Genomic DNA, 23,282 nt, shown 5'->3' with positions numbered 1-23,282 from the left:
TGCTCTCTTCGCAATCTAAAACCAGCAGGAATCCCGCGCGTTGGAGAGGTCCGACTGCGCGGTGTAGTTGCAACAGGAGGCACCTATAATGGCAGACGCAGCCATTCATGGTCACGACCATGAAGACGAGCGCAGCTTTTTCCAGCGCTGGTTCATGTCGACCAACCACAAGGACATCGGGATTCTGTACCTGATCGTTTCGGCCCTGGCCGGTCTGATCTCGGTGGCGATGACCGTTTACATGCGGCTCGAGCTGATGCACCCGGGCGTTCAGTACATGTGTCTGGAAGGCTTCATGGCCGACCCATGTACCCCCAACGGGCATCTGTGGAACGTTATGATCACCTATCATGGTGTTCTGATGATGTTCTTCGTGGTCATTCCCGCCCTGTTCGGCGGATTTGGCAACTATTTCATGCCGTTGCAGATTGGCGCGCCGGATATGGCGTTCCCGCGGATGAACAACCTGTCCTTCTGGCTGTATGTCGCCGGTACGTCGCTGGGTGTGGCCTCGCTGCTCAGCCCCGGTGGTAACGACCAGCTTGGATCAGGCGTTGGTTGGGTTCTGTATCCGCCGCTGTCCACGACCGAGGGCGGCATGTCCATGGACCTTGCGATCTTTGCCGTGCACGTATCGGGCGCCTCCTCGATCCTCGGCGCGATCAACATGATCACCACCTTCCTGAACATGCGTGCCCCGGGCATGACCCTGTTCAAGGTGCCGCTGTTCAGCTGGTCGATCTTCGTCACGTCGTGGCTGATTCTGCTGTCGCTGCCGGTTCTGGCAGGCGCGATCACCATGTTGCTGATGGACCGCAACTTTGGTTTCACCTTCTTTGACCCCGCCGGCGGTGGTGACCCGATCCTGTATCAGCACATCCTGTGGTTCTTCGGCCACCCGGAAGTGTACATCGTGATCCTGCCCGGCTTTGGCATCATCAGCCACGTCATTGCGACCTTCGCGCGCAAGCCGATCTTCGGCTACCTGCCGATGGTCTGGGCGATCATCGCGATTGGTGTTCTGGGCTTCGTCGTGTGGGCGCACCACATGTACACCGTTGGCATGTCGCTGCGTCAGCAGGCTTATTTCATGCTGGCCACGATGGTCATCGCGGTTCCGACAGGCGTTAAGGTCTTCTCGTGGATTGCGACCATGTGGGGCGGCTCGATCGAGTTCAAAACTCCGATGCTGTTTGCCTTTGGCTTCCTGTTCCTGTTCACCGTTGGTGGTGTGACCGGTGTGGTTCTGTCGCAGGCTGGTGTCGACCGTGCCTATCACGACACCTACTACGTCGTGGCGCACTTCCACTACGTGATGAGCTTGGGTGCCGTCTTTGCGATCTTCGCTGGCGTGTACTTCTACTTCTCGAAGATGACAGGCCGTCAGTATTCCGAGTTCTGGGGCAAGGTTCACTTCTGGATGTTCTTCATTGGCGCCAACCTGACCTTCTTCCCGCAGCACTTCCTGGGCCGTCAAGGCATGCCGCGCCGCTACATCGACTACCCCGAGGCATTCGCCCAGTGGAACTTCGTATCGTCGATTGGTGCGTTCATCTCGTTCGCCTCGTTCCTGCTGTTCTTCGGCATTGTGTTCTACGCCCTGTTCCGTGGCGCGAAAGAGACGCGTCCGAACCCGTGGAACGAATACGCCGACACACTGGAATGGACCTTGCCCTCGCCGCCGCCCGAACACACGTTCGAGCAGCTGCCCAAGCAGGAAGACTGGGACAAGGGCCACGCGCACTAATCCCAACATGATCCAAAGAAACCCCGCCCAAGTGGCGGGGTTTTTCTTTGTGCGTGCCTCAAGTTCGCCAATTGCCGCAAAATCGGGTATCATATGCAGGCAGGACAGCCGGAGGGTCGTCTATGCCTGAAATCGACTTTTGGTACTCCATCGGCAGCACCTATACCTACCTCACCGTGATGCGTTTGGATGAGTGGTGTGCCGAACACGACGCCACCGTAAACTGGCGCCCCTTCAACGTGCGCACGGTCATGTCGGCCCAGCAGAACGTTCCCTTTGCAGGCAAACCCGTGAAATCAGCCTATATGTGGCGCGACATTGAGCGGCGCTGTGCCAAGTACCACATTCATGCCAAACTGCCCGCGCCCTACCCGGTCTCAGACTTGGCTTTGGCCAATCAGGTCGCCGTTCTGGGAATGAAAGAAGGATGGGGCAAATCCTTTACCCAGGCTTTGTATCGCATCTGGTTCGAGGAAGGTATCGAAGCCGGAAGCGAAAGCGCCCTGTCCGAGGCCTTGTTGCGCTGCCAGCAAGACCCTCGTCTGGCGCTGGGACGAGCCCGCAGCGCAGACGTCATTGCGGCGCTTGAGGCTGAAACGGAAACGGCCGTGAAACTGGGTGTATTTGGCGCGCCAAGCTTTGTTGTCCGGCAAGAAGTGTTCTGGGGAGACGACCGTTTGGACGATGCCCTGTCCTGGGCGCGTGTCGGGCACGTCATCTGATCAAAACCCGTCGACACAAGACCGTCCTGCGCTATGTTCGCGATATGCCGTATACATGGAATCAGACGTCCGAAACGGAACAAGAGCTGCGCCTGTGGCCGCACAACTCTCTGCCTCCGCGCGGAGCTATGATCACTATACTTTCGGTGTTCCTGTTTGGCCTGATCCCCTTGCTGGCCATGCTGGGGTCCGTGGTTCTGTGGGGGTTGTTACCCTTTCTTCTGATCACGGTGTTTGGCCTTTGGCTTGCCATTCAGACCAACTATCGCGCACGCAGCGTTTTCGAGGTTTTGACGCTGTCTGATACGCAAGCGCATCTGGTGCACTACACACCCGGCAAAGACCAGCAGGAATGGTCCTGCAACCGCTTTTGGGCAAGGACGGAAATGCACGAGAAAGGTGGACCCGTCCCCCACTATGTCACGCTTGTTGGTGAAGGGCGCGAGGTCGAGATCGGTTCGTTTTTATCCGAAGATGAGCGGATCACGCTTTATGACGAACTAAGCACGAGACTGCGCGAACCGGTCGCGCAGTAGGTCATCGTTCATTTTTTGTCTCAGCAGTTGCCGTTTGATGCGGCGCAGAGGTGATCTTTGACCATCGGGCCAACTTTGCCAAAATCCATCTGTCCGGTGTAACGAGTCTTCAATTCGCCCATGACTTTGCCCATGTCTCGGATGGATCCGGCCCCGGTTGCGGTGATCGCAGTCTGAATCGCCTTTGACACCTCGTCATCATCCAGCTGCTTGGGCAGAAATTCCTCGATGACCGCAACTTCCTGCATCTCGCGTTCGGCCAGATCCAAACGGCCGCCTTCTTCATAGGCACGCGCGCTTTCTTTGCGTTGCTTGGTCATTTTACCAAGGATTTCAAGCACCTCAGCGTCACCGCAGCCTTTGACTTCTTCGTTGTCCAAGGCGCGCGCCGCGATATCGCGGTCCTTGATGGCCGCGTTGATCAACCGCAACGTCGACAGACGCTCGGCTGCTTTGTCCTTCATTGCTTGCTTCAGGGCGGCATTCACCCGTGATCGCATGTCCATTTGGTTTGTCCATCCCCATGACAACGGAACCCCGACCATATCTAAACAAAAAGCCTGACACAACAGGGAGTGAATACCCCTAAGTCATTGAAAAATAACAATAGCCAAAAATTTGAACAGACTTGACCCAAGCGCCCAACCCCCTTAGGTATGCGCCGGTTTACCTTGCAGGAGAGTCGCGCCATGGCCCAGAACGCCCCGTCCAAGCCCACCGCATGTCTGGCATTGGCCGATGGGACATTGTTTTACGGCATAGGCTTTGGTGCCACCGGACAAACAGTGGCCGAGTTGTGCTTTAACACAGCCATGACCGGGTATCAGGAAATCATGACCGACCCATCTTATGCCGGTCAGATCGTGACATTCACCTTCCCGCATATCGGCAATGTCGGCGTGAACCCAGAAGATGACGAAACCAATGATCCGGTTGCTGCAGGCATGGTCGTTAAATGGGACCCGACCGAGCCTTCGAACTGGCGTTCGGCCGAAGAGCTTAAAGGCTGGCTGGCCCGTCGCGGTCGCATCGCCATCGGCGGCGTCGATACCCGTCGCCTGACGCGTGCCATCCGCCAGCAAGGCGCGCCGCATGTCGCTCTGGCTCATGACCCCGAGGGCAATTTTGACATCGAGGCACTGGTAGCAGCAGCTCGTGGATTTGTCGGCCTAGAGGGCATGGACCTGGCCAAGGACGTAACCTGTGCCCAAAGCTATCGCTGGGACGAAATGCGTTGGGCCTGGCCTGACGGGTACACGCGTCAAGAAGCCCCTGCGCACAAGGTTGTGGCTGTCGATTACGGTGCGAAACGCAACATTCTGCGCTGCCTTGCGTCCGCGGGATGTGATGTGACGGTTCTACCTGCAACGGCAACTGCTGCCGAAGTGCTGGCCCACCAGCCTGATGGTGTGTTCCTGTCGAACGGTCCCGGTGATCCGGCGGCGACCGGGGAATACGCCGTACCGATGATCAAAGAGATTCTGGACACCACAGATCTGCCTGTTTTCGGTATCTGCCTTGGCCACCAGATGCTAGCGCTGGCCTTGGGCGGCCAGACGGTCAAGATGAACCACGGCCACCACGGCGCAAACCACCCGGTCAAGGATCTGGACACCGGTAAAGTTGAGATCACATCAATGAACCACGGCTTTGCAGTTGATGCTCAGTCCCTGCCAGACGGCGTTGTAGAGACCCACCGGTCGCTGTTTGACGGCTCGAACTGCGGTATCCGCATGACAGACCGGCCTGTTTATTCGGTTCAGTATCACCCGGAAGCGTCCCCCGGACCTCAGGACAGTTTCTATCTGTTTGAGCGCTTCGCCGACGCCATGGAAAAGAAAAAGCAAAGCGCATAACACTCAAACTGTGCAGCGTTAACGGCACGTTAACCTTGATTGAACAACCCTGAGCACGGGTAACTGTGCCAGGGTTCTTTTTATGATTGAGCTTAATCTCCAAAATTTCACAACCGCGTCTCCAATCCCAGCCCCCGGATTTCGAAAACCGCTGGGCACCTGTCTGGTAGAAGGCGGAACTCTGACACAGTCGGAACTTGACCACGCCTTGCATTTGCAATCCCAGCAAAACGCGCCTTTGGGTGAAATTTTAGTGGGTGAAAGATTTGCCACCCGGCAAGACGTCCTGCACGCCTTGACTGTCCAGTCTGGTTGGCAGATTGCGAACCTGGAACAGATCCCGCCCATGCCAGGGCTGTGCGACCTGAAACCGGTAGGTTTTTGGCTGAAACACAACGTTATACCGTGGATGCGCGTTGGCCCGCTTCTGTTGGTTGCGACTGCCCGTCCGGATCGGTTTCCAGATGTTACTCGCGACATGCAGGATTGCGATTACACGATTATTCCCGTGCTTGCGGCCTCTGATCAGATCGACCGCACAATTGCCCGGCAGTTTTCGCGCCCTTTGGCCGAAGCTGCGGAGACACGGGTCGACGCCGAACAGAGCTGCCGCAACTGGACGGTCGGGTCGCGCATTGCGCCAAGCCTGACTGCCCTTGGTATTGTTGTTCTGTTCGCCACTTTCCCGCAGTTAGGGTTGGCTGTTCTGCTGACCGCAGCTGTGGGAACCTTGGCTCTATTCGCTGTTCTTCGCACCGCTGGGGCTTTGACCTATCTGCGTCATTCCTTTCAAAAAAAGCCAGAAGCGTCTGATGCAGCCATCCCGATACGACAGCCCTGCGTCTCAATCATGGTGCCACTGTACAAAGAGCGCGAGATTGCGAATGCGCTTGTCCAACGGCTCAAACGACTGACCTACCCCAAGGCGCTTCTGGACGTCATCTTGGTCCTGGAAGAAAAAGACGAAGTCACGCGCGCAACTCTGGCTCAAGTGGATCTGCCCAGTTGGATGCGGATCGTCGAGGTGCCCGAATTGGGCGGGCTGACCACCAAACCACGTGCCATGAACTATGCTTTGGACTTTTGTCGAGGCGACTATGTTGGCGTCTGGGATGCCGAAGACGCGCCGCAACCGGATCAGATCGAACGGGTGGTCGCGCATTTCACGCAGGCCGCTCCGCAGGTCGTGTGTCTTCAGGGCAGCCTTGATTACTACAACCCGCGCACAAACTGGCGCTCACGCTGCTTCACCATCGAATACAACAGTTGGTTTCGCATCATCCTGCCGGGAATAGCGCGTATGGGACTTGTCGTTCCACTGGGCGGGACCACCTTTTTCTTTCGTCGAGACAAGCTGTTGGAATTGGGCGGCTGGGATGCCCACAACGTGACCGAAGATGCCGATCTTGGCGTTCGGCTGTGCCGTGCCGGATACCGGACCGAACTGGTGGACACCACAACTTTTGAAGAAGCAAATTTTCGCGCCTGGCCTTGGGTAAAGCAGCGTTCACGCTGGCTCAAGGGTTTCATGGTGACGTATCTTGTGCACATGCGATCCCCTCAGAAACTGCTGCGCGATCTGGGGGCCGCGCAGTTTCTAGGGTTGCAGGCGTTTTTTCTGGGCACGTTGGGGCAATTCTTACTGGCCCCTGTGTTGTGGCTTTTCTGGCTGTCGACGCTGGGTTTGGTTAATCCAATGGCGCAAGTTGTTCCACAACTGGTAGCTACCGCACTTATAATTCTGTTTTTGACAACCGAAGCGCTGAGTGTTTGCGTCGGATGTCTTGCCGTCTGGGCACGTGAACGGCGTTTTTTGTTGCCCTGGGTTCCAACCATGGCTCTGTACTACCCGTTGGGGGTGGTTGCCGCCTACAAAGCTTTGTGGGAACTGGTAACCAATCCCTTCTTCTGGGACAAAACCCAACATGGGCAAGCCAGCGAAGATCAGCCGCTGGCCTGATACTTATTTGTCGCGCAGGCTTGCATCCTGTTTCAGTCGCGTCATAAACGCGATCGAGATATGATCCTTCAGTGCTCGCGCCGCTGCCTCTTCATCCCTTGCGGCAATGGCTTCGACAATGCCCTTATGCTCACTTTGGGCGATTTCGCCACGCCCTTGCACCGCCAATGAGGTCGTTGCCATCAGGGCCATTGTCCGGTGCACAAGATCAAGTTGCTGCACCAGATAGCGGTTATGAGATGCCAGATGGATCTGCTCATGAAAGCGCCGGTTCGCGCGCGACAAGGCTGATGGGTCATCAACCAGCTTGTCATCTTCGATGACCATCTCCTGCAGAACTTTGATCTCTTCTTCGGTCGCATGTTTGGCCGCAAGGCTTGCAGCCAACCCCTCCAGTTCCCGACGCACGATGTAAAGCTCGGCCATCTGGTTGTGATCCAGCGACGCCACGATCAGCGACCGCCCGTCCCGCTCCAACAGTGACTGTGTCTCGAGCCGCTGCAATGCTTCGCGGATCGGCGTGCGTGACACTCCGAACCGTTCGGCCAGCTCGCTTTCCACCAGACGATCACCGGGCTTGTAGACACCCACATCAATAGCTTCGAGTATCAGGCTGTAGGCATCCTTGGTGGGGGATCGGGTCTGGCTCATGGGGTTCATTGTCTCCTCGTTCGGACATGTCTATCCGTCCAAAGGGGGAACGATCAAGTAGAGCATTGAAAACATCGCGCCCGCGCCCTACACCCTGCTTATGGTCAAACCGGCTTTTTCTCATGTCACACAGTGGGTGTTCGATCTGGACAACACCCTGTACCCGCCACACATGCGTCTGTTCGATCAGATCGAAGTTCTGATGACGGATTATGTCATGCGGGCGATAGGTGTAGAGCAGGCCGAAGCGGACCGTTTGCGGGCGCATTACTGGCGCGAATACGGCACCACGCTGGCCGGTTTGATGGCCGAACATGATCTGGACCCGGACCCGTACCTGCACGCAGTCCATCAGGTGGACATGAGCCATATGGACCCGGATGCGGCCTTGGCTGACCACATTCGCGCCCTGCCCGGGCGACGTATTGTCTATACCAACGGCAGCGCTCCTTACGCCGAACGGGTGCTTGAGGCGCGCGGCCTTTCCGGACTGTTCGATGCAATCTATGGCGTGGAACATGCAGGCTATCGGCCGAAGCCCGAAAAAGCAGCCTTTGAGGCCATCTTTGCCAAGGATGGTATCCAAGCTGAAAAAGCTGCCATGTTCGAGGATGATCCGCGCAATCTGGCGGCTCCGCACGAGATGGGAATGCGGACTGTGCACGTGGCGCCTGACCCGCATGACGCCGATCACATCCACCATCACACGGACGATTTGACCGCGTTTCTGGCTCGCCTGCGATAGGCTGTCACACTGCGACGATCCGCACATTCTGCACCTGCATCCTCGTCCCTATATGCACATCAGCGACGAACAGATGGAGACCGAAATGACCGCGATCGAGATGACCGGCCGCCTGCCGATTTGGCAGCGCCTTTTCTTTGCAATCCCTGTATTCGGGTGGCTGGCCCGCGATGCGGTCAATGGCAAGGCCGAAGATCTGTATTACACCGCCGGTGCGATTTTCAGCATGTGGGGCTGTTCCATCATGTTGTTCGGCCTGCCCGGTCTATTCATACCTGCCCTGATGATGGTGCCGGTGATGTTTTTGATTCTCGTCCTGATTTCGCGGGGCTGAGGCACGGGACAGGATGTCACTTGGCGCTTGGGGTCGAACCGAACTAGGTTCTGCCCAAACCGATGAGAGGCGCCATGACTGATAGCTGTGACATCCTGATTTCCGGCGGTGGCATCGCCGGCCTGACCGCAGCAGCGGTTTTCGGAACAGCAGGCTTTGACGTGATCTGCGTGGACCCGACCCCTCCGATCACTGAGCGGGATGTGGACGGATCGGACCTGCGCACCACTGCCTTTCTTCAGCCTGCGCACGGATTGCTCGAACAGTGCGGGCTTTGGGCGCGCCTGGACGCCCACGCGGCCCCTTTGCAAATCATGCGCATCGTAGATGCAGGCGGCGACGTGCCCGAACCGCGCGTTGTGCGTGATTTCAATGCCGCCGACATTTCCGATCAGCCCTTTGGCTGGAACTTGCCCAACTGGCTTCTGCGCCGGGAAATGGTGGCGCGACTGGCAGACCTTCCCAATGTCGATTTCCGCCCCGGCACAGCTACAACCAGCCTGTTCACACGGACCGCCGAAGCCCGCGTGGGGCTGAGCGATGGCAGCCGCGTCCGGTGTAAACTGGTGCTTGCAGCTGATGGCCGCAATTCACCCATGCGCGAAGCCGCAGGAATATCGGTTCACACAACACGGTACGGGCAAAAAGCACTGGCTTTTGCGGTGACCCACCCCATTCCACACGACAACGTCTCGACTGAAATTCACAGATCCGGTGGGCCGTTCACGCTGGTCCCCTTACCCGATTGGCAAGGACAGCCTTCCTCAGCCATTGTCTGGATGGAGCGTGGTCCGAAGGCCATCGACCTTCTGAACCTCGAGCCTGAAGCATTTGAGGCCGCAATGACCGAACGCTCTTGCGGGTTGTTTGGCCCATTGAAGCTGGCGTCGCGCCGGACGATCTGGCCCATCATCAGCCAGTCTGCCGAGCGGTTGTCCGGCGAACGCATTGCCTTGATGGCCGAGGCCGCGCATGTTGTGCCGCCGATTGGCGCTCAGGGGTTGAACATGTCTTTGGGTGATCTGCGCTGTCTGCTGGATTTGGCACAGGCCCGCCCCGAAGGGCTGGGCGACGCTCAGATGCTGGACGCTTATCACAAGGCCCGCCATACCGAGGTCGAAATGCGCGTCAAGGGAATCGACCTGTTGAACCGCGCCTCGATGATCGAGGCGCGTCCGTTGCGCGATGCACGGGCCATGGGGCTGAGCGCGCTCTATTCCCTGCCGCCCGTACGCAAGACGTTGATGCAGATGGGCCTTGGCGTTCGCTAAGGCCCGGTCAGTTTACAGAACCTGATCCAGCACCCGTTTCAAACGTGCGATGGTCCCATCCACATCGTAGAGTTTGTCGAGACCGAACAGACCCAGACGGAAGGTGCTGAACCCTTCGGGCTCATCACATTGCAGGGGCACGCCAGCAGCAATCTGCATCCCCAACGCCGCAAATTTCTTGCCGTTCTGAATGTCGGGGTCCGAAGTATAGCTGACGACAACGCCGGGCGCGCCAAAACCATCTGCAGCTACTGAAACGATGCCTTTGTCCTTCAACATGGACCGCACACCGTCACCCAGTGCCCATTGCGCCTCACGCAGTTTCTCGAACCCGTAATCTTTGGTCTCTGCCATGGTATCGCGGAAGGCCAACAACGCGTCGGTAGGCATCGTTGCGTGATAAGCATGACCGCCATTTTCATAGGCCTGCATGATCTGACGCCACTTTTTCAGATCCACTGCAAAACTGTCGGAGTCTGTTTCCTGTAAACGAGCTTCGCCCCGCTCGGATAGCATGACAAGGCCAGCACAAGGCGATGCGCTCCACCCTTTCTGGGGGGCAGAAATCAGAACATCGACGCCTGTCGCCCGCATATCCACCCAAGCGCACCCAGATGCGATACAATCCAACACCATCAGCGCACCAACCTCATGCGCGGCCGCTGCCAAAGCGGTCACATAATCATCAGGCAAAATCACACCGGCAGATGTTTCAACATGCGGGGCAAACACGACGCCCGGTTTTTGCGACCGAATGGCTTCGACAACCTCTTCAATGGGGGCTGGCGCAAAGGGCGACGGGCTGGAGTTGCCTGTCTGACGGGCCTTCATAACTGTAGCGCTTTGCGTCAGGGATCCGCTTTCGATGATCTGGCTCCACCGGTACGAGAACCATCCGTTCCGAACCACCAAAACATCCGCCCCCCGCGCAAACTGACGAGCTACGGCCTCCATGGCATAGGTGCCACCACCCGGAATGACAGCGACGCCTTCAGCGTTATACACCTCTTTCAACATGTCCGAGATGTCGCGCATGACCTGTTGGAATTTCTGCGACATGTGGTTCAGCGAGCGGTCGGTGAACACCACCGAAAACTCTTCAAGTCCGTTCGGGTCAACGGTATCCAATAACGCTGGCATTCCTCATCCTTTCCAAAAACGTTTTCGAGAACCTGATCTCTTTGCCAGCCTCCGTAAAGCACTTTCGCGACAAAAAAGGTGACGCAACGGCATGCTGCGCTTAATCACAAATGCTGCGCCAGATCCTGCTGAATCACCCATAAATGACGCCAAGTAGTGTCACCTTCCCCTTTACACTTCTGCTTGCTTCTGAACAGATGCACACACTTTATACTTGAAGGGATAATTCCACCCGTGACTATACAAAAGCGGATAAGCTTCCAGTCCGTTCGAGACGAAGTTAAACGGCGTATTGAAAGCCGCGTCTGGCCACAAGGATCGCTTTTACCAACCGAAACGCAATTGGCCGAAGAGTTCAATTGCGCGCGTGCCACTGTGAACCGCGCCCTAAGGGAATTGGCCGAACAGGGTTTTGTTGAGCGCAAACGCAAAAGCGGAACGCGGGTCAAAAAGGAACCAAGCAAACACGCCAAGCTTGAGTTTTCTCTGGCCCGTCAAATGGTTGAAAGCCAAAACGCGACCTATCGCTATGCTTTGGTCGGGCGTAACGTCGTGGAAAGCCCCGGCTGGTTAGCTTCGCAATTGGATTTGCCTAATGACATGCGTGTTCTGCATGTCACATGTATGCACTACGCGGACAACCGACCGTTTCAGTTGGAAGAGCGCTGGATCAATATCGACGCGGTCCCGGATGTGGAAACCGCTGACCTGAGCGGACACGGGCCGCATGAATGGCTACTGCACGCAGCCCCATTCACCGAGGCCGAAATCGCCTTCTGCGCGATCTCGGCCGACGCAAAACTGGCAGAGTTTATGGGCACCACAACGGGCACCTCCATGATTCAGATGGAACGCACCACGTGGAAAGAGGATAAACCTTTGACGTTCGCCCGTATGACCCACCATCCGGGGTATTGCGTCCGTACAAAATACTGAGGCATCTCAACCAAGCGGTCCGGGCAAGCGTTCTTCGCTCAGCAAAACGTTTGCCTCGACATCCCCTGCACCGGGCAAGGTCATGATCCGGCGCCGCAACACACGTTCAAAATCAGATAGATCCCGTGCGACAACGCGCAGGCGATAATCATATAAGCCCAGAACATGCTCGACAGTCTGCACCTCGGGAATGGCACTTACGGCGCGTTCAAAATCCTCAAGGCTGATCTGACCTTTTCGCCCGAGTTTCACACCCAGAAACACCGTTACCCCAAAGCCCAGCGCCTCGGCGTTCAAGCGCAAACGCCGCCCCTTGATGATCCCTGCTTCTTCTAACCGGCGGATACGCCGCCAGGTGGCGGGTTGAGACAATCCAAACCTGCGCCCCAACGCACCCGCGCTTTGTGTCGCGTCCTGTTGCAGAGCGCGCAGCAAGCGGCGGTCAACTTCGTCCAACTCGATCATACCGGCAGCACCTCATCCCGTTTGACCCGCGCGATATGCATCAGCGCTTCGATGTCGGCGATATGAGGTAAAGTCAGAATCCGATCGCGATACAGCTGTTGGTAGTGGTTCATGTCCTTGGCAATAACCGAAAGGCGTACATCCACACGTCCCAGAAAGGTCTGGATCTCAACCACCTCGGCCACATCGCGCGCGGCCTCGGTAAACTCGTCAAAGGCCCGCGCCTGAGTCTTGTCCAGCGTGATCCGAAGCGAAACCTCGACCGCATAACCCATGGCGGTCCAGTCAATCACGGCCTCTTGTCCTTCGATAATCCCGGCCGCCTGCATCTTTTCGATCCGCCGCCAACAGACCCCGGCGCTGATCCGGCACAGATCAGCCAATTCCGATGTTGTCAGGCTAGGCGCGGCCTGAAAGTGGCGTAAAATACGCCGGTCAATGTCATCAAGCATGATTTTTTTACTTTTATCACTATTGGCGAATTATTCTTCACCTTTTTCTCAAATACTCAAGCCCAACGCTATCGCCAACACACGATCAGGCATGTAAAACCGCCGCAATCTAACCTGAAAGGACCGGCGAAATGCGCGTCTATTACGATCGCGATTGCGATATCAACCTGATCAAAGACAAAAAAGTGGCCATCCTGGGCTATGGCTCGCAAGGTCACGCCCACGCGCTGAACCTGCGTGACTCGGGTGCCAAGAACCTGGTCATCGCCCTGCGTGAAGGCTCGCCTTCGGCCAAGAAAGCCGAAGCGGAAGGTCTGGAAGTCATGGGCATCGCCGAAGCGGCAGCCTGGTGTGATGTCATCATGTTCACCATGCCCGACGAGCTGCAGGCTGAAACCTACAAGAAATACGTCCACGACAACATCAAGCCGGGTGCTGCGATCGCGTTCGCTCACGGCCTGAACGTCCACTTCGGCCTGATCGAGCCGAAAGAAGGCGTCGACGTCATCATGATGGCCCCCAAAGGCCCCGGCCACACCGTACGTGGCGAATACACCAAAGGCGGCGGCGTGCCCTGCCTGGTCGCCGTAGACAATGACGCGACAGGCAAAGCGCTGGAAATCGGCCTGTCCTACTGCTCAGCCATTGGTGGCGGTCGCTCGGGCATCATCGAAACCAACTTCCGCGAAGAATGCGAAACCGACCTGTTTGGTGAACAAGCCGTTCTGTGCGGTGGTTTGGTCGAACTGATCCGCTGCGGCTTTGAAACGCTGGTCGAGGCCGGTTACGCGCCGGAAATGGCCTATTTCGAATGCCTGCACGAAGTGAAGCTGATCGTTGATCTGATCTATGAAGGCGGCATCGCCAACATGGATTACTCGATCTCGAACACTGCCGAATACGGTCAGTATGTCACCGGCCCGCGTATCCTGAAATACGACGAAACCAAAGCGCGCATGAAAGAGGTTCTGAACGACATCCAGCAGGGTAAATTCGTTCGCGACTTCATGCTGGAAAACGCCGTTGGCCAGCCAACCATCAAAGCGTCGCGCCGCGCCAATGACGAGCACATGATCGAAGAAACCGGTGCCAAACTGCGCGGCATGATGCCGTGGATTTCGGCCGGCAAAATGGTCGACAAAGAAAAGAACTAATCTGACCTCTGTCAGCACAAGGGCGGCCCGAGTGGTCGCCCTTTTTCGTTTGCACAAAAAAGCGGCGCAGCACATAAACACCCGGTCAGATTAACTTTTTTACGTTTCACGCAGCCGCAGCAGGACAAACAAATGGTGCCACAGCCTACAAAACAGGACTGGAGCGGCGTTTTCACGCTGGGCCTTATCTGGGGCGCGACATTCATGGTCGTTGCCATGGCGCTTGAAGGCTACGGCCCGATCACAGTTGCGACCTCTCGGACGACGCTGGGCGCTGTGACCCTGCTGCTTTTGATGTGGGCAACCGGTCGCAAATTGCCGGTTCTGACACCAGCGTTCAGCACTTCGATTGTGCTAATCGGTGTCCTGTCCACAGCCGTTCCATTCATGTTGCTGAGTTGGGGACAGCAATTTGTGCCCTCGGCATTTGCAGGTCTATCCATGGCCGCGATCCCGTTGATGGTGCTGCCGCTTGCGCATTTCTTCTCGGATGAACCGCTGAACCTGCGCCGCTTTCTGGGGGTGTGCCTTGGGTTCTCAGGCGCATTGGTTCTGATCGGCCCCGGCCTTGCAAAGTTGGGTCAAGGGGCGGAACCGTTGGCACAATTGGCCTGTATTACAGCTGCACTATGTTACGCCAGTTCTTCAGTGATGACCCGGCGTTGCCCCCCGGTCGATCCCGTGGTGCTGGCGGCCCTGACACTGGTCGTCGGGGCCATACTTCTGTTACCGATCATGCTGCTCACCGAAGGTCTGCCGACGTGGCAAGGACCACGCCCGACAATCGCCATGATTGTGTTGGGATTGGTCCCAACCGCTTTTGCTACCCTGCTGCGCGTTTCGATCACCCGCAGCGCCGGATCGGTTTTCCTGACATTGGTGAACTATCAGGTTCCAATCTGGTCGATGGTGTTCGGCGCATGGATCCTGTCCGAGGCCCTGCCCCTGCGCTTTTACATTGCCTTGGGCCTGATCCTGACCGGCATGGCGATCAGCCAATGGTTCAGCCTGCGCAAGGTTCTGTTTGGACGTTAACCCGTGGCGGCTTCGACCTCGGCTACGATGCTATCGACGACTTGAGTCAGCAACCCGTCGTCTTCGCACTCGGCCATGACGCGGATCAGCGGTTCGGTCCCGGATTTGCGGATCAGCAGCCGACCCTGCCCGTTCAGTCGCGCTTCGGCATCTGCGATGGCGGCCTGAACACTCTGAACCTCTAGCGGAGTTTGCCCGCTGGTATAGCGCACGTTTTTCAGCAACTGCGGCACCGTTTCAAACTGTTTCGACAGGTCCGAAGCCTTGCGCCCCGACAAAACCATTTCAGCCAGAAAATGCAGGCCCGCCATAAGCCCGTCTCCAGTGGTGGCATAATCGCTCATCACGATATGACCGGATTGTTCGCCGCCCAGGTTGAACCCGCCTTCCCGCATCCGCTCGACCACATAGCGGTCGCCGACAGCCGTGCGCTCCAGACGCAACCCCTGCCCTGTCAGATGACGTTCGAGGCCCAGATTGGACATCACCGTCGCCACCAGAGCATCGCCTTTCAACTGGTCCGACCTCTTCCATGCCGTCGCAAGTAGCGCCATAAGCTGATCGCCGTCGGCCACTTGACCGGTTTCGTCGACCACAACAACCCGGTCCGCATCGCCATCCAGACAGATACCGACATCTGCACCGTGGGCCACAACCGTTTCTGCGGCCAGTTGCGGTTTCGTCGATCCGCAATTGAGGTTGATGTTCTTGCCGTTAGGCGCGACACCGACCGGAATGACATCAGCGCCCAGTTCCCACAAAACCTCAGGCGCAGTGCGGTGAGCCGCGCCGTTTGCGCAATCGATGACCACTTTCAGACCATCCAAACTGACGTCACGCGGCAAAGAGGATTTCACACGCTCACCATAGCGGAACCGCGCATCATCGACACGACGCGCCCGGCCGATATTTTGTGCCTGAGCGGGCTGGACGCCTTCGTCGATCAACCGTTCGATCTCGATCTCGGCCTGATCCGACAGCTTATAGCCATCGGGTCCGAAAAACTTGATCCCGTTGTCTTCAGCCGGGTTGTGACTGGCCGAGATCATGACCCCAAGATCGGCACGCATGGACCGCGTCATGAGACCAACGGCAGGCGTTGGTACGGGCCCCAGAAGCAGCACATTCATACCCGTCGAGGTCAGACCAGCCGTCAGAGCGTTTTCCAACATGTAACCGGATAGGCGCGTATCCTTACCGATGACAACCCGGTGCACACCCGTCGCGTCACGGCGAAAGTAACGCCCAACCGCAGCCCCGATGCGCAAGGCCATTTCCGCCGTCATCGGATGCGTGTTGGCGGTGCCCCGCACCCCGTCGGTTCCGAACAGCTTGCGCATACGTGTCACTCCGTGATTTGTCGTGAGACCGGATTACCGGACAGCAGCCCATAGGCGCAAGGCCTGAGAGGTCTCGGCCACGTCGTGCACGCGAATGATTTGCACGCCCTGAGACAATCCTGCCAAAGCCACCGCAATTGATCCCGGTGCACGCGCCGTCTTGCGCGGCTCCTGCCCGATCGAACCAATGAAACCTTTGCGCGACACGCCAAGCAGGATCGGGCAGCCCAAACCGTGAAACAGGCTGAGATTGCGCAGCAAGGTCAGATTGTGATCCTCGGTCTTGCCGAAGCCGATGCCGGGATCAACAAGGATCAGATCACGGCTGAGGCCAAGGCCCTCCAGCAGTGCAATCTGGTTCTCCAGAAAGTCATACACATCCAGCAAGACATCGTCGTAATGCGGATTGTCCTGCATCGTGGCCGGATCGCCCTGCATGTGCATGACACAAACCGGGGTGCCCTGTGCTGCACAAAACGGTGCCAGATCTGGATCAAAGGTAAAGCCTGAAACATCGTTCACCAACCCGGCCCCGGCATCGCAGGCAGCTTTGGCCACATTGGCCTTGCGCGTGTCGATCGAAATCAGAGCATCCGTTTCCGCCCGGATCGCCTCGATCACAGGGCGTGTGCGGGCGATTTCTGTGTCAGCTGGCACAAAATCAGCGCCGGGGCGGGTAGATTCCCCACCAATATCCAAAATCGTGGCCCCTTGCGCGACCATATCTGCGGCGGCCGTACGCGCGGCTTCTGCCGAGCTGTGGACGCCCCCATCCGAGAAGCTGTCCGGCGTGGCATTCAGAATGCCCATGATATGCGGCACCTGGATGTCCAGGCCCGCAATGTCAGTCCGCGCTTGGGTCAAACGGCCAAGATAGTCAGACGGAACCTCTGATACCGCAATAACCTCAGGGTCCGCCCCGCGCCGCAAGGCTTCAACATGGGTGAACCAAAGCGGTTGACCCGCCAGCGGCACGGCGCCTACAGGGCGTACAGGGCCATGCTGAACCAGTGGTCTGTAATAGATGCTCACAGCTGGGCCTGATCCACGGCAATCGCGCGCAAGGGCGTTTTGGGTTCTTTTGGCAATGCGCCGCCGATCACCAGCATTTCGCTGGCTTCAAAGGTTGCTGCGAACCAGGCAGCAAGGGCCACAGCATCAGATGGCGCAGCAGAAGGACCGTCAACCGCATCCAACACAATCTTGGACGGGGCCCAAACACAGATCTGTCCGTTCTTCATCGCCCAATCCAGTTCCGTCCGGGTGGAAACCACCACGCAGCGGTGATCTCGTGCCGCCAGAACCCATGCATTCTGTTCAATAGCCAGAAAATCGATACGGCGCTGCGTCATCGCGTGGCCAGTTTGGGGCGCGTCCAGATCCGACGCCCCGACGCACAGGATCAACGGGCGCTGGCGGTTCTCCAACTGATCGATCCAACCGGTCAGATTGTCCGAGGAAATGGCTTCGTTCGACAGGTAAACTAGACGCGGATGCGGGCGTTCCTCTTCGACCATTTCGTGATGGACCGAGTCCTTCCCACGTACGATTTCAACACCCAAAGCCCCCGGACCGCGATCCAGTTTTTCGATGCGAACAAAGACCCTTACGGCCTGAGGTTCAAGAAGAATGCGCTCCGCCACGCGTTCCGCCAGCGTCTCGAGCAGGTTCAAGCGTTCTGCAGCCAATTCAAAGGCTATGGCTTCGGTGACCCGGTCATAGGACAGAATCCGATCAACGTCGTCGTCAATATCGGCAGTCAGCGGGCGCACCTCGACCACGATGTTAAAGCAAATTCGTTGGGTTGTGCCCCGTTCGGCCTGAAAGGCACCGATTTCGACTTCAACGATGTGATCGCGCAGCGAAATGCGATCCAGCGGTCCTCGGGGAGAAGTCGCCTCGGACCTCTCAGAGGGGTGTGCAAATGCCAGGCGGATTTCAGAACTCATGGGTCAGGCCTTTTCGGGCTCGTTGCAAAGATTGCCTACTATAGGCTTTGCCGGGGCCTATAGCACTCAAACAAGCGCCATTCCAACCGCCGATTGCGGCGTCAGGCGACCCTAAACCAACTCATCATGCCGGATGCGGCATGTCCCAGCATATGGCAATGCAAAAGCCAGTCGCCCGGATTATGCGCGACCAAAGCGATCTGGCGAGTTTGCCCCCGCCCCACCAGAACAGTGTCGCGCCAAGGGCCAAGGGAACCGTCATCCAGAACCAAGCGGAAGTGATGCCCATGCAAATGCATCGCGTGTGGAAAGGCTGTTTCATTCACGAACTCCACCCTGTGCAGGCTGCCGATAGCGGCATCCAGAAATGGATCATCGGGCCGTTCTGCATGACCGTTCAGCGCCCAGAACCGACCCAGCTGTGCCAGTTCACGGCCTGACAACTCGGTTGCGCCAAGCCGCGCGCTTTCCAACCATCGCATCGCGCCGCCCTGCAAAACCATTTTATGCAAGGGTGCATCTTCAATATTCTTGATTTCCGGCAAAGGATTGGGCGGCAATGCTGACACGCTCTGCCTTTGCGCCTTTGCGGCATCGCCTTTAACGTCGAACCGCGCCAGACCAAAGGCACCATCCCGTTCAACACTGACGAGACTGGCGGTATCACCTTCGGTGACGACGTCGACAATCAGATCCGCACGTTGTGCAGGTGCTAATGGGAACGATCCTGACAGTTGTAACGGAGTTTCCAGCGGCATGCCGTCGAGGGCAGCGATCCAACCTGAAAGACCGTCGAGATCCAGATCATAGACCCGGGCGTTAGAGGCATTGATCAAGCGCAGTCGAAGGCGTTCATGCCTTTGCACAGAAAAGGCTGGGTCAAACGACCCGTTTACGGTGACGATATTGCCAAGCCGACCCGCATGGCTCAGATCATGGCCGTTGTCGAAATCGTCTGTTATCTGCGCCGTTTCCGGGTTTAATCGCCAATCATCCAGCATCAGTATCAGGTCCTGATCGACATCTGGCGTTTGTGCCTCTTCCACGATCAGCGGCCCGTAAAGGCCCCGCGCAACCTGTTCGATTGACCTGTTATGCGAATGGTACCAATAGGTCCCGGCATCAGGCGCGACGAAGTCATAGTCAAAGGAACCTCCCGTTTCGACCGCATCTTGCGTCAAACCGGGCACACCATCCATGGCGTTTTCTATTCGGATTCCATGCCAATGAACCGAGGTCGGTTGGGGAAGCTGATTCACAAGCTTGCGCTGAACACGTCTGCCCTGCCCAACCCTTATGGTGGTTCCGGGGACAGAGCCATCGAAGCTCCAAACTGTTGTGTCAGGAAATCCGTCGGGCGCAACACGTTGCCGGGCTTCGCGCGCTTCAAGCGACGGGAAATCGGCCCGTGCCGCAAGCGGCAGCGTCGCGGCTGCAGCAGCCGTTTTCAGAATGTGTCTTCGTGTAAAAAGCATTACGGGCCTCCTGGCCCGTAATATAGACTGCAACTTTCCCCTCGCCATCAAGCTTCCAGCGCGGGTGCGTCAATCAGTTGCTCGCTGTCCGATAGTTGTGGCGATAGAAGATGTGCACACCAATCCGCGCAGTCTGCTTGTAAACGCGCGACCAGGACGGGCGCACTGCGGTGGTGTGATAGTGGGTCGCCCCTTCGGTCAGCTCTTTGGCTATACCGTCAATCGCCGCACGGGCTACTTTTGACACGCGCTCATAGGCTTTCTTTTCATGGATGACTTCCTTGCGGCCATCGCATGTGTATGTGAACTGGCACTGGTATTTTTTACCCGTACCCTGACGGATTACACCACAGAGTGAGTCCGGGAAGCGGCTGCTTTTGACCCGGTTCAGGATAACCTCGGCAACGGCGAACTGTCCGCGCACGCTTTCACCACGCGCTTCAAAGTACAGTGCCTCAGACAGGCACTTCCAGTTCTCGTCACCTGTGGCTTTCGGTTGCTGGTCAAGCCAATCCTTAGAATAGCTCACTTGGACAGGCGCGGCTTTGCGCGGCTGGAACAGCTTGAAGTAGTCACGAAAGCTCTGACCCGGCAATTCGTTACGGGCCACAAGCTCTTGCTTTGCGGTTTCGGTTGCTTCCCTCTCGGCGAAGGACGCACTTGGCAGCATGGTTGCCGCCAAAGTGGCAGCAGCCAGTATATAACGTAGCATCAGATAACCTCGCACAGGCACTTCTCGCGCCATACCCTCCCCCGGCGGGCGCGACGAGGCATCTAGCGCAATCGAGCGCAAAGGTCCAGTCTTTCGGAAAAAGCAAGTGAAAATCCGCCCGTAGCGAAGATTTAATTCGCCCACGAGTGATCAGATAACCCACTAATCCTTGGGATATCGTGCTCTGTCAACCCCCAAGTCTGGACGAAATCGCCAGTTGAGCGGCAGCCAGCCGAGCGACCGGAACCCGGAACGGAGAGCACGACACGTAGTCAAACCCCAGATCCCGGCAAATCGCGATTGATTCGGGGTTTCCGCCATGTTCGCCACACACAGACAAGGTCACGTCAGGTTTTGCAGAGCGCCCGCGTTCGGCCCCCAGTTTCAACAACTCCCCCACCCCGTCCGGGTCAAGGACGTGAAACGGATCTTCGCCAAAGACGCCCTGCCGCACATAAGCTGACATGAAACGACCGGCATCATCCCGCGACAGGCCATAAGTCATCTGGGTCAGGTCGTTTGTACCAAAACTCATAAACGCCGTTTGCGGGGCGATCTCTTCTGCTCGCAGACAGGCGCGCGGCGTTTCAACCATTACGCCCAGCCGATAGTCGAATTCCTGCCCCTGCTCGGACGCAACAGCCGCTGCGACCGAGTCGATACGGGATTTTACCAGCTCAACCTCGCGCTTTGCCGAAACCAGAGGGATCATGACCTCGGGCACAACTGCAGCCCCGTTTTTTCGAGCCTCCAACGTTGCTTCGAAAATCGCGCGCGCCTGCATGTCGTAGATTTCCGGCACGGTTACGCCCAGACGCACGCCGCGCAGACCCAGCATTGGGTTGTATTCGCTCATGGCAGCAACGCGGCGCTCGACATCTGAAACAGGCAGATCAAGTGCTTCGGCCAATTCTCTTTGCCCGCTGCGGGTCGTGGGCAGAAATTCGTGCAGCGGTGGGTCGAACAGGCGAATACAGACCGGCTTGCCTTCCATGATACGGAAAAGTTGCACAAAGTCCTCGCGTTGCATCGGCAACAACCGTTCCAGCACCGCCGCGCGACCAGATGAGGTTTGTGCAAAGATCATCTCGCGCATTACGATCAGACGGCCGGGATCAAAGAACATGTGTTCGGTGCGGCACAGGCCAATACCCTGCGCCTCAAAATTCCGGGCAGTCTGCGCATCGGCGGGTGTGTCAGCATTGGCACGAATATCAATGTCGCGCTCTGCATCGGCCCAGGCCATCAACGTCTGAAAACAGTCGTCGAGCGCCGCCTCGAGCATTGCAGGCTGCCCCGCCAGCACCTGCCCCGAGCTGCCATCGATGGTCAGAACATCGCCGGTTTTAAAGACGCGACCATCCGGTGCTGTCAGCATCTTCTTCTTGGTCTGAAACCGAATGTCAGACGCACCGACGATACAGGGCAACCCAAGTCCGCGCCCGATCACCGCTGCGTGGCTGGTCATCCCGCCTTTTTCTGTCAGAACGGCCACAGCTGCGTGCATTCCACGCACATCCTCGGGCGAAGTTTCGCGACGCACCAGAACACAGGCTTCGCCACGCGCGGCACTTGCCTGCGCCTCAGCCGAGGTGAACACGATCTTACCGGTCGATGCACCGGGACTAGCACCAATGGCAGTTGTCAGAACATCGCGTCGTGCATCCGGATGCACCTGCCGGTGCAGAAGTTCGTTCAGCGCATGAGGGTCCACGCGCATGACCGCCTCTTGCGGCGGGATTATCCCTTCCTCCGCCAGACGCACTGCGATCCGCATAGCCGCGCGAGCGCTGCGCTGTACGCGCACGCCATCCAGGATGTGCACGTCACCGTTCTGAATAACGAATTCGACCTGCATTTCTTCGCGCAGTTTTGCGCGCATCAAAGCGGCCTGTTGCTTGAGTTCAGAAAAGGCTTCGGGTGCAACTTCCTCAAGCGATGGGCCACGCGGGTCTTTTTCCAGAAACAGCGCGGCAACATCTTCACCCAACGCATCCCGGCCCTGACTTTGGCTCAGATAACGACCGGTGATCTGCTGCATCCCTGTTGTGGAATCGACCAGTTGCAAAACACCAGAGCCACATTCGCCCTGCCCGACACCGGGGATCATTTCCTGTATGACCAGCCCCAGCCCGGCATCCGCCGGTGCCCCCTTGGCCTGCCGCAACAAACGCGCCGAGGTTCCATCCCATGCGCGCGCCATGGACCGTAACACGCCGATTAACTGCTCTCCGCGGTCTTGCGGAAAGGCTTCGTCGGTTTCATCTTCATAGGCCCGCAACGAAAGGCGCAGGCCCTCGCTTCCGTCCAGTTCGATATCGTCGAATACATCAGGATCCAGGCGTGCCACGTGGATCGCGTAGCTTTGTACAAACCTCAGATACAGTGCGGCAGCCGCTTCGGCCCCCATGTTTTCCGACAGATCCACATAGCGTGCATCGTTCATGCCGATGTTCAGAACTGCCCCGGGTCCGCCCCAATCCGGGTCCTCGGAACTGGGTCGAACACATAGCAACGTCGCCGGGTCAAACTGTTCGAGGATCGCGGCCAGGTTCGGGATCTCGCCTTCGGCAATCTGGTGCACAGAGTCAAAGGACAGCGCGACCGTTCGCGGAACAGGCAATTCAAGACGGACCAGCCGTTGCAGGCACTTGGCCCGCCCGCCATGGGTATGGGCCGTGACCGGCGCGTCGGAGGTTATGAGCGTGGTATGCGGATTATTCTGCACTGCAGCACCTTTTGGTTTGCGTGCAGCATAAGCGCTTGCGCCTTTCGCGCAAGGGCGTTCTGGGCGCGCATTTG

The 23,282-nt window shown here is 57.6% G+C and carries 22 protein-coding genes; 11 read left to right on the top strand and 11 right to left on the bottom strand.

Annotated elements, in window-relative coordinates; translation table 11 throughout:
• Positions 1–88: 88 nt before the first annotated feature.
• The 3 genes from ctaD (at position 89) to GOV90_RS00820 (ending at position 3,005) form a co-directional block, all read left to right on the top strand.
• Positions 89–1,747, top strand: a complete 1,659-nt coding sequence (ctaD, locus tag GOV90_RS00830; protein WP_171089416.1) for a cytochrome c oxidase subunit I — start codon at positions 89–91, stop codon at positions 1,745–1,747.
• 122 nt (positions 1,748–1,869) lie between these two features.
• The gene (locus tag GOV90_RS00825) at positions 1,870–2,469 is read left to right on the top strand and encodes a 2-hydroxychromene-2-carboxylate isomerase (protein WP_171105190.1); all 600 of its coding nucleotides are present in this window, start codon (positions 1,870–1,872) and stop codon (positions 2,467–2,469) included.
• A gap of 44 nt (positions 2,470–2,513) precedes the next feature.
• Positions 2,514–3,005, top strand: coding sequence for a DUF2244 domain-containing protein (locus tag GOV90_RS00820; protein ID WP_171089412.1), 492 nt, complete (start codon positions 2,514–2,516; stop codon positions 3,003–3,005).
• 20 nt (positions 3,006–3,025) lie between these two features.
• Here GOV90_RS00820 and GOV90_RS00815 read toward each other — a convergent pair whose 3' ends face one another.
• Entirely contained in the window at positions 3,026–3,511 is a 486-nt protein-coding gene (locus tag GOV90_RS00815) for a GatB/YqeY domain-containing protein (RefSeq protein WP_171089410.1), read from the bottom strand.
• A 183-nt stretch (positions 3,512–3,694) separates the two neighbouring features.
• On the opposite strand from GOV90_RS00815, the gene carA reads away from it, so the two are divergent.
• Together carA and GOV90_RS00805 are read left to right on the top strand one after the other, a co-directional pair.
• Positions 3,695–4,861 (top strand): glutamine-hydrolyzing carbamoyl-phosphate synthase small subunit, encoded by a 1,167-nt coding sequence (gene carA, locus GOV90_RS00810; RefSeq protein WP_171089408.1) that lies wholly within the window; start codon positions 3,695–3,697, stop codon positions 4,859–4,861.
• 82 nt (positions 4,862–4,943) lie between these two features.
• Positions 4,944–6,821, top strand: coding sequence for a glycosyltransferase (locus tag GOV90_RS00805; protein ID WP_171089402.1), 1,878 nt, complete (start codon positions 4,944–4,946; stop codon positions 6,819–6,821).
• Positions 6,822–6,824: 3 nt separating this feature from the next.
• On the opposite strand, the gene GOV90_RS00800 is transcribed toward GOV90_RS00805, so the two are convergent.
• Complete coding sequence (locus GOV90_RS00800; RefSeq protein WP_171089400.1) at positions 6,825–7,472, bottom strand: GntR family transcriptional regulator; 648 nt, start codon at positions 7,470–7,472, stop codon at positions 6,825–6,827.
• Between the two features lie 100 nt (positions 7,473–7,572).
• Here GOV90_RS00800 and GOV90_RS00795 point away from each other — a divergent pair, with 100 nt between their 5' ends.
• The 3 genes from GOV90_RS00795 (at position 7,573) to GOV90_RS00785 (ending at position 9,822) form a co-directional block, all read left to right on the top strand.
• Positions 7,573–8,217 carry a pyrimidine 5'-nucleotidase gene (locus tag GOV90_RS00795; protein ID WP_171089398.1) on the top strand — a complete coding sequence of 215 codons (645 nt, stop codon included), beginning with the start codon at positions 7,573–7,575 and terminating at the stop codon, positions 8,215–8,217.
• A gap of 85 nt (positions 8,218–8,302) precedes the next feature.
• A complete protein-coding gene (locus tag GOV90_RS00790) occupies positions 8,303–8,551 on the top strand; it encodes a hypothetical protein (RefSeq protein WP_171091130.1) in 249 nt (82 codons plus the stop codon).
• Positions 8,552–8,625: 74 nt separating this feature from the next.
• Positions 8,626–9,822, top strand: a complete 1,197-nt coding sequence (locus GOV90_RS00785) for a UbiH/UbiF family hydroxylase (RefSeq protein ID WP_171089396.1) — start codon at positions 8,626–8,628, stop codon at positions 9,820–9,822.
• Between the two features lie 12 nt (positions 9,823–9,834).
• On the opposite strand, the gene GOV90_RS00780 is transcribed toward GOV90_RS00785, so the two are convergent.
• The gene (locus GOV90_RS00780) at positions 9,835–10,962 is read right to left on the bottom strand and encodes an aminotransferase class V-fold PLP-dependent enzyme (protein ID WP_171089395.1); all 1,128 of its coding nucleotides are present in this window, start codon (positions 10,960–10,962) and stop codon (positions 9,835–9,837) included.
• Between the two features lie 234 nt (positions 10,963–11,196).
• Between GOV90_RS00780 and GOV90_RS00775 the strand changes: the two genes are divergently transcribed.
• A complete protein-coding gene (locus GOV90_RS00775; protein ID WP_171089393.1) occupies positions 11,197–11,898 on the top strand; it encodes a GntR family transcriptional regulator in 702 nt (233 codons plus the stop codon).
• Positions 11,899–11,904: 6 nt separating this feature from the next.
• Here the strand turns inward: GOV90_RS00775 and GOV90_RS00770 are convergent, their stop codons facing one another.
• On the bottom strand, positions 11,905–12,363 hold the full coding sequence (locus tag GOV90_RS00770; RefSeq protein ID WP_171089391.1) for an Lrp/AsnC family transcriptional regulator: 459 nt from the start codon (positions 12,361–12,363) through the stop codon (positions 11,905–11,907).
• Positions 12,360–12,815, bottom strand: a complete 456-nt coding sequence (locus GOV90_RS00765; protein WP_171089389.1) for an Lrp/AsnC family transcriptional regulator — start codon at positions 12,813–12,815, stop codon at positions 12,360–12,362. The genes GOV90_RS00770 and GOV90_RS00765 overlap by 4 nt, the downstream gene beginning before the upstream one ends.
• A gap of 131 nt (positions 12,816–12,946) precedes the next feature.
• Between GOV90_RS00765 and ilvC the strand changes: the two genes are divergently transcribed.
• Positions 12,947–13,969, top strand: coding sequence for a ketol-acid reductoisomerase (gene ilvC, locus GOV90_RS00760; protein WP_039534886.1), 1,023 nt, complete (start codon positions 12,947–12,949; stop codon positions 13,967–13,969).
• Positions 13,970–14,101: 132 nt separating this feature from the next.
• Positions 14,102–15,004: a DMT family transporter gene (locus GOV90_RS00755; protein WP_171089387.1), complete on the top strand. Its 903-nt coding sequence runs from the start codon at positions 14,102–14,104 to the stop codon at positions 15,002–15,004.
• Here the strand turns inward: GOV90_RS00755 and glmM are convergent.
• The 6 genes from glmM to GOV90_RS00725 all read right to left on the bottom strand — a co-directional run bounded on the left by glmM (position 15,001) and on the right by GOV90_RS00725 (position 23,208).
• The gene (gene glmM / locus GOV90_RS00750; RefSeq protein WP_171089385.1) at positions 15,001–16,344 is read right to left on the bottom strand and encodes a phosphoglucosamine mutase; all 1,344 of its coding nucleotides are present in this window, start codon (positions 16,342–16,344) and stop codon (positions 15,001–15,003) included. The genes GOV90_RS00755 and glmM overlap by 4 nt on opposite strands.
• Before the next feature lie 33 nt (positions 16,345–16,377).
• The gene (folP, locus tag GOV90_RS00745) at positions 16,378–17,376 is read right to left on the bottom strand and encodes a dihydropteroate synthase (protein WP_171089383.1); all 999 of its coding nucleotides are present in this window, start codon (positions 17,374–17,376) and stop codon (positions 16,378–16,380) included.
• Positions 17,373–18,293 (bottom strand): dihydroneopterin aldolase, encoded by a 921-nt coding sequence (locus tag GOV90_RS00740; protein ID WP_171089380.1) that lies wholly within the window; start codon positions 18,291–18,293, stop codon positions 17,373–17,375. Before GOV90_RS00740 ends, folP begins: the two co-directional genes overlap by 4 nt.
• A gap of 101 nt (positions 18,294–18,394) precedes the next feature.
• Positions 18,395–19,768, bottom strand: a complete 1,374-nt coding sequence (locus GOV90_RS00735) for a multicopper oxidase family protein (protein WP_171089378.1) — start codon at positions 19,766–19,768, stop codon at positions 18,395–18,397.
• Between the two features lie 73 nt (positions 19,769–19,841).
• Positions 19,842–20,480 carry a cell wall hydrolase gene (locus GOV90_RS00730; RefSeq protein WP_171089376.1) on the bottom strand — a complete coding sequence of 213 codons (639 nt, stop codon included), beginning with the start codon at positions 20,478–20,480 and terminating at the stop codon, positions 19,842–19,844.
• A gap of 187 nt (positions 20,481–20,667) precedes the next feature.
• Entirely contained in the window at positions 20,668–23,208 is a 2,541-nt protein-coding gene (locus tag GOV90_RS00725; RefSeq protein WP_171089374.1) for a putative PEP-binding protein, read from the bottom strand.
• Between the last annotated feature and the right edge of the window lie 74 nt (positions 23,209–23,282).

The sequence above is a fragment of the Ruegeria sp. HKCCA5929 genome, from assembly GCF_013034525.1.
Lineage (GTDB): Bacteria > Pseudomonadota > Alphaproteobacteria > Rhodobacterales > Rhodobacteraceae > Ruegeria.
This window is presented reverse-complemented; position numbering and strand designations above follow the sequence as displayed.

Bases quoted from the DNA above. Each gene is read 5' to 3' on its own strand.
- GOV90_RS00800 (WP_171089400.1), bottom strand. From the start codon at position 7,472: ATGAGCCAGACCCGATCCCCCACCAAGGATGCCTACAGCCTGATACTC.
- GOV90_RS00785 (WP_171089396.1), top strand. From the start codon at position 8,626: ATGACTGATAGCTGTGACATCCTGATTTCCGGCGGTGGCATCGCCGGC.
- ilvC (WP_039534886.1), top strand. From the start codon at position 12,947: ATGCGCGTCTATTACGATCGCGATTGCGATATCAACCTGATCAAAGAC.
- GOV90_RS00735 (WP_171089378.1), bottom strand. From the start codon at position 19,768: ATGCTTTTTACACGAAGACACATTCTGAAAACGGCTGCTGCAGCCGCG.
- GOV90_RS00815 (WP_171089410.1), bottom strand. From the start codon at position 3,511: ATGGACATGCGATCACGGGTGAATGCCGCCCTGAAGCAAGCAATGAAG.
- carA (WP_171089408.1), top strand. From the start codon at position 3,695: ATGGCCCAGAACGCCCCGTCCAAGCCCACCGCATGTCTGGCATTGGCC.
- GOV90_RS00825 (WP_171105190.1), top strand. From the start codon at position 1,870: ATGCCTGAAATCGACTTTTGGTACTCCATCGGCAGCACCTATACCTAC.
- GOV90_RS00770 (WP_171089391.1), bottom strand. From the start codon at position 12,363: ATGATCGAGTTGGACGAAGTTGACCGCCGCTTGCTGCGCGCTCTGCAA.
- GOV90_RS00765 (WP_171089389.1), bottom strand. From the start codon at position 12,815: ATGCTTGATGACATTGACCGGCGTATTTTACGCCACTTTCAGGCCGCG.
- GOV90_RS00805 (WP_171089402.1), top strand. From the start codon at position 4,944: ATGATTGAGCTTAATCTCCAAAATTTCACAACCGCGTCTCCAATCCCA.
- GOV90_RS00780 (WP_171089395.1), bottom strand. From the start codon at position 10,962: ATGCCAGCGTTATTGGATACCGTTGACCCGAACGGACTTGAAGAGTTT.
- GOV90_RS00755 (WP_171089387.1), top strand. From the start codon at position 14,102: ATGGTGCCACAGCCTACAAAACAGGACTGGAGCGGCGTTTTCACGCTG.
- GOV90_RS00820 (WP_171089412.1), top strand. From the start codon at position 2,514: ATGCCGTATACATGGAATCAGACGTCCGAAACGGAACAAGAGCTGCGC.
- GOV90_RS00795 (WP_171089398.1), top strand. From the start codon at position 7,573: ATGGTCAAACCGGCTTTTTCTCATGTCACACAGTGGGTGTTCGATCTG.
- GOV90_RS00740 (WP_171089380.1), bottom strand. From the start codon at position 18,293: ATGAGTTCTGAAATCCGCCTGGCATTTGCACACCCCTCTGAGAGGTCC.
- glmM (WP_171089385.1), bottom strand. From the start codon at position 16,344: ATGCGCAAGCTGTTCGGAACCGACGGGGTGCGGGGCACCGCCAACACG.
- ctaD (WP_171089416.1), top strand. From the start codon at position 89: ATGGCAGACGCAGCCATTCATGGTCACGACCATGAAGACGAGCGCAGC.
- GOV90_RS00790 (WP_171091130.1), top strand. From the start codon at position 8,303: ATGACCGCGATCGAGATGACCGGCCGCCTGCCGATTTGGCAGCGCCTT.
- GOV90_RS00730 (WP_171089376.1), bottom strand. From the start codon at position 20,480: ATGCTACGTTATATACTGGCTGCTGCCACTTTGGCGGCAACCATGCTG.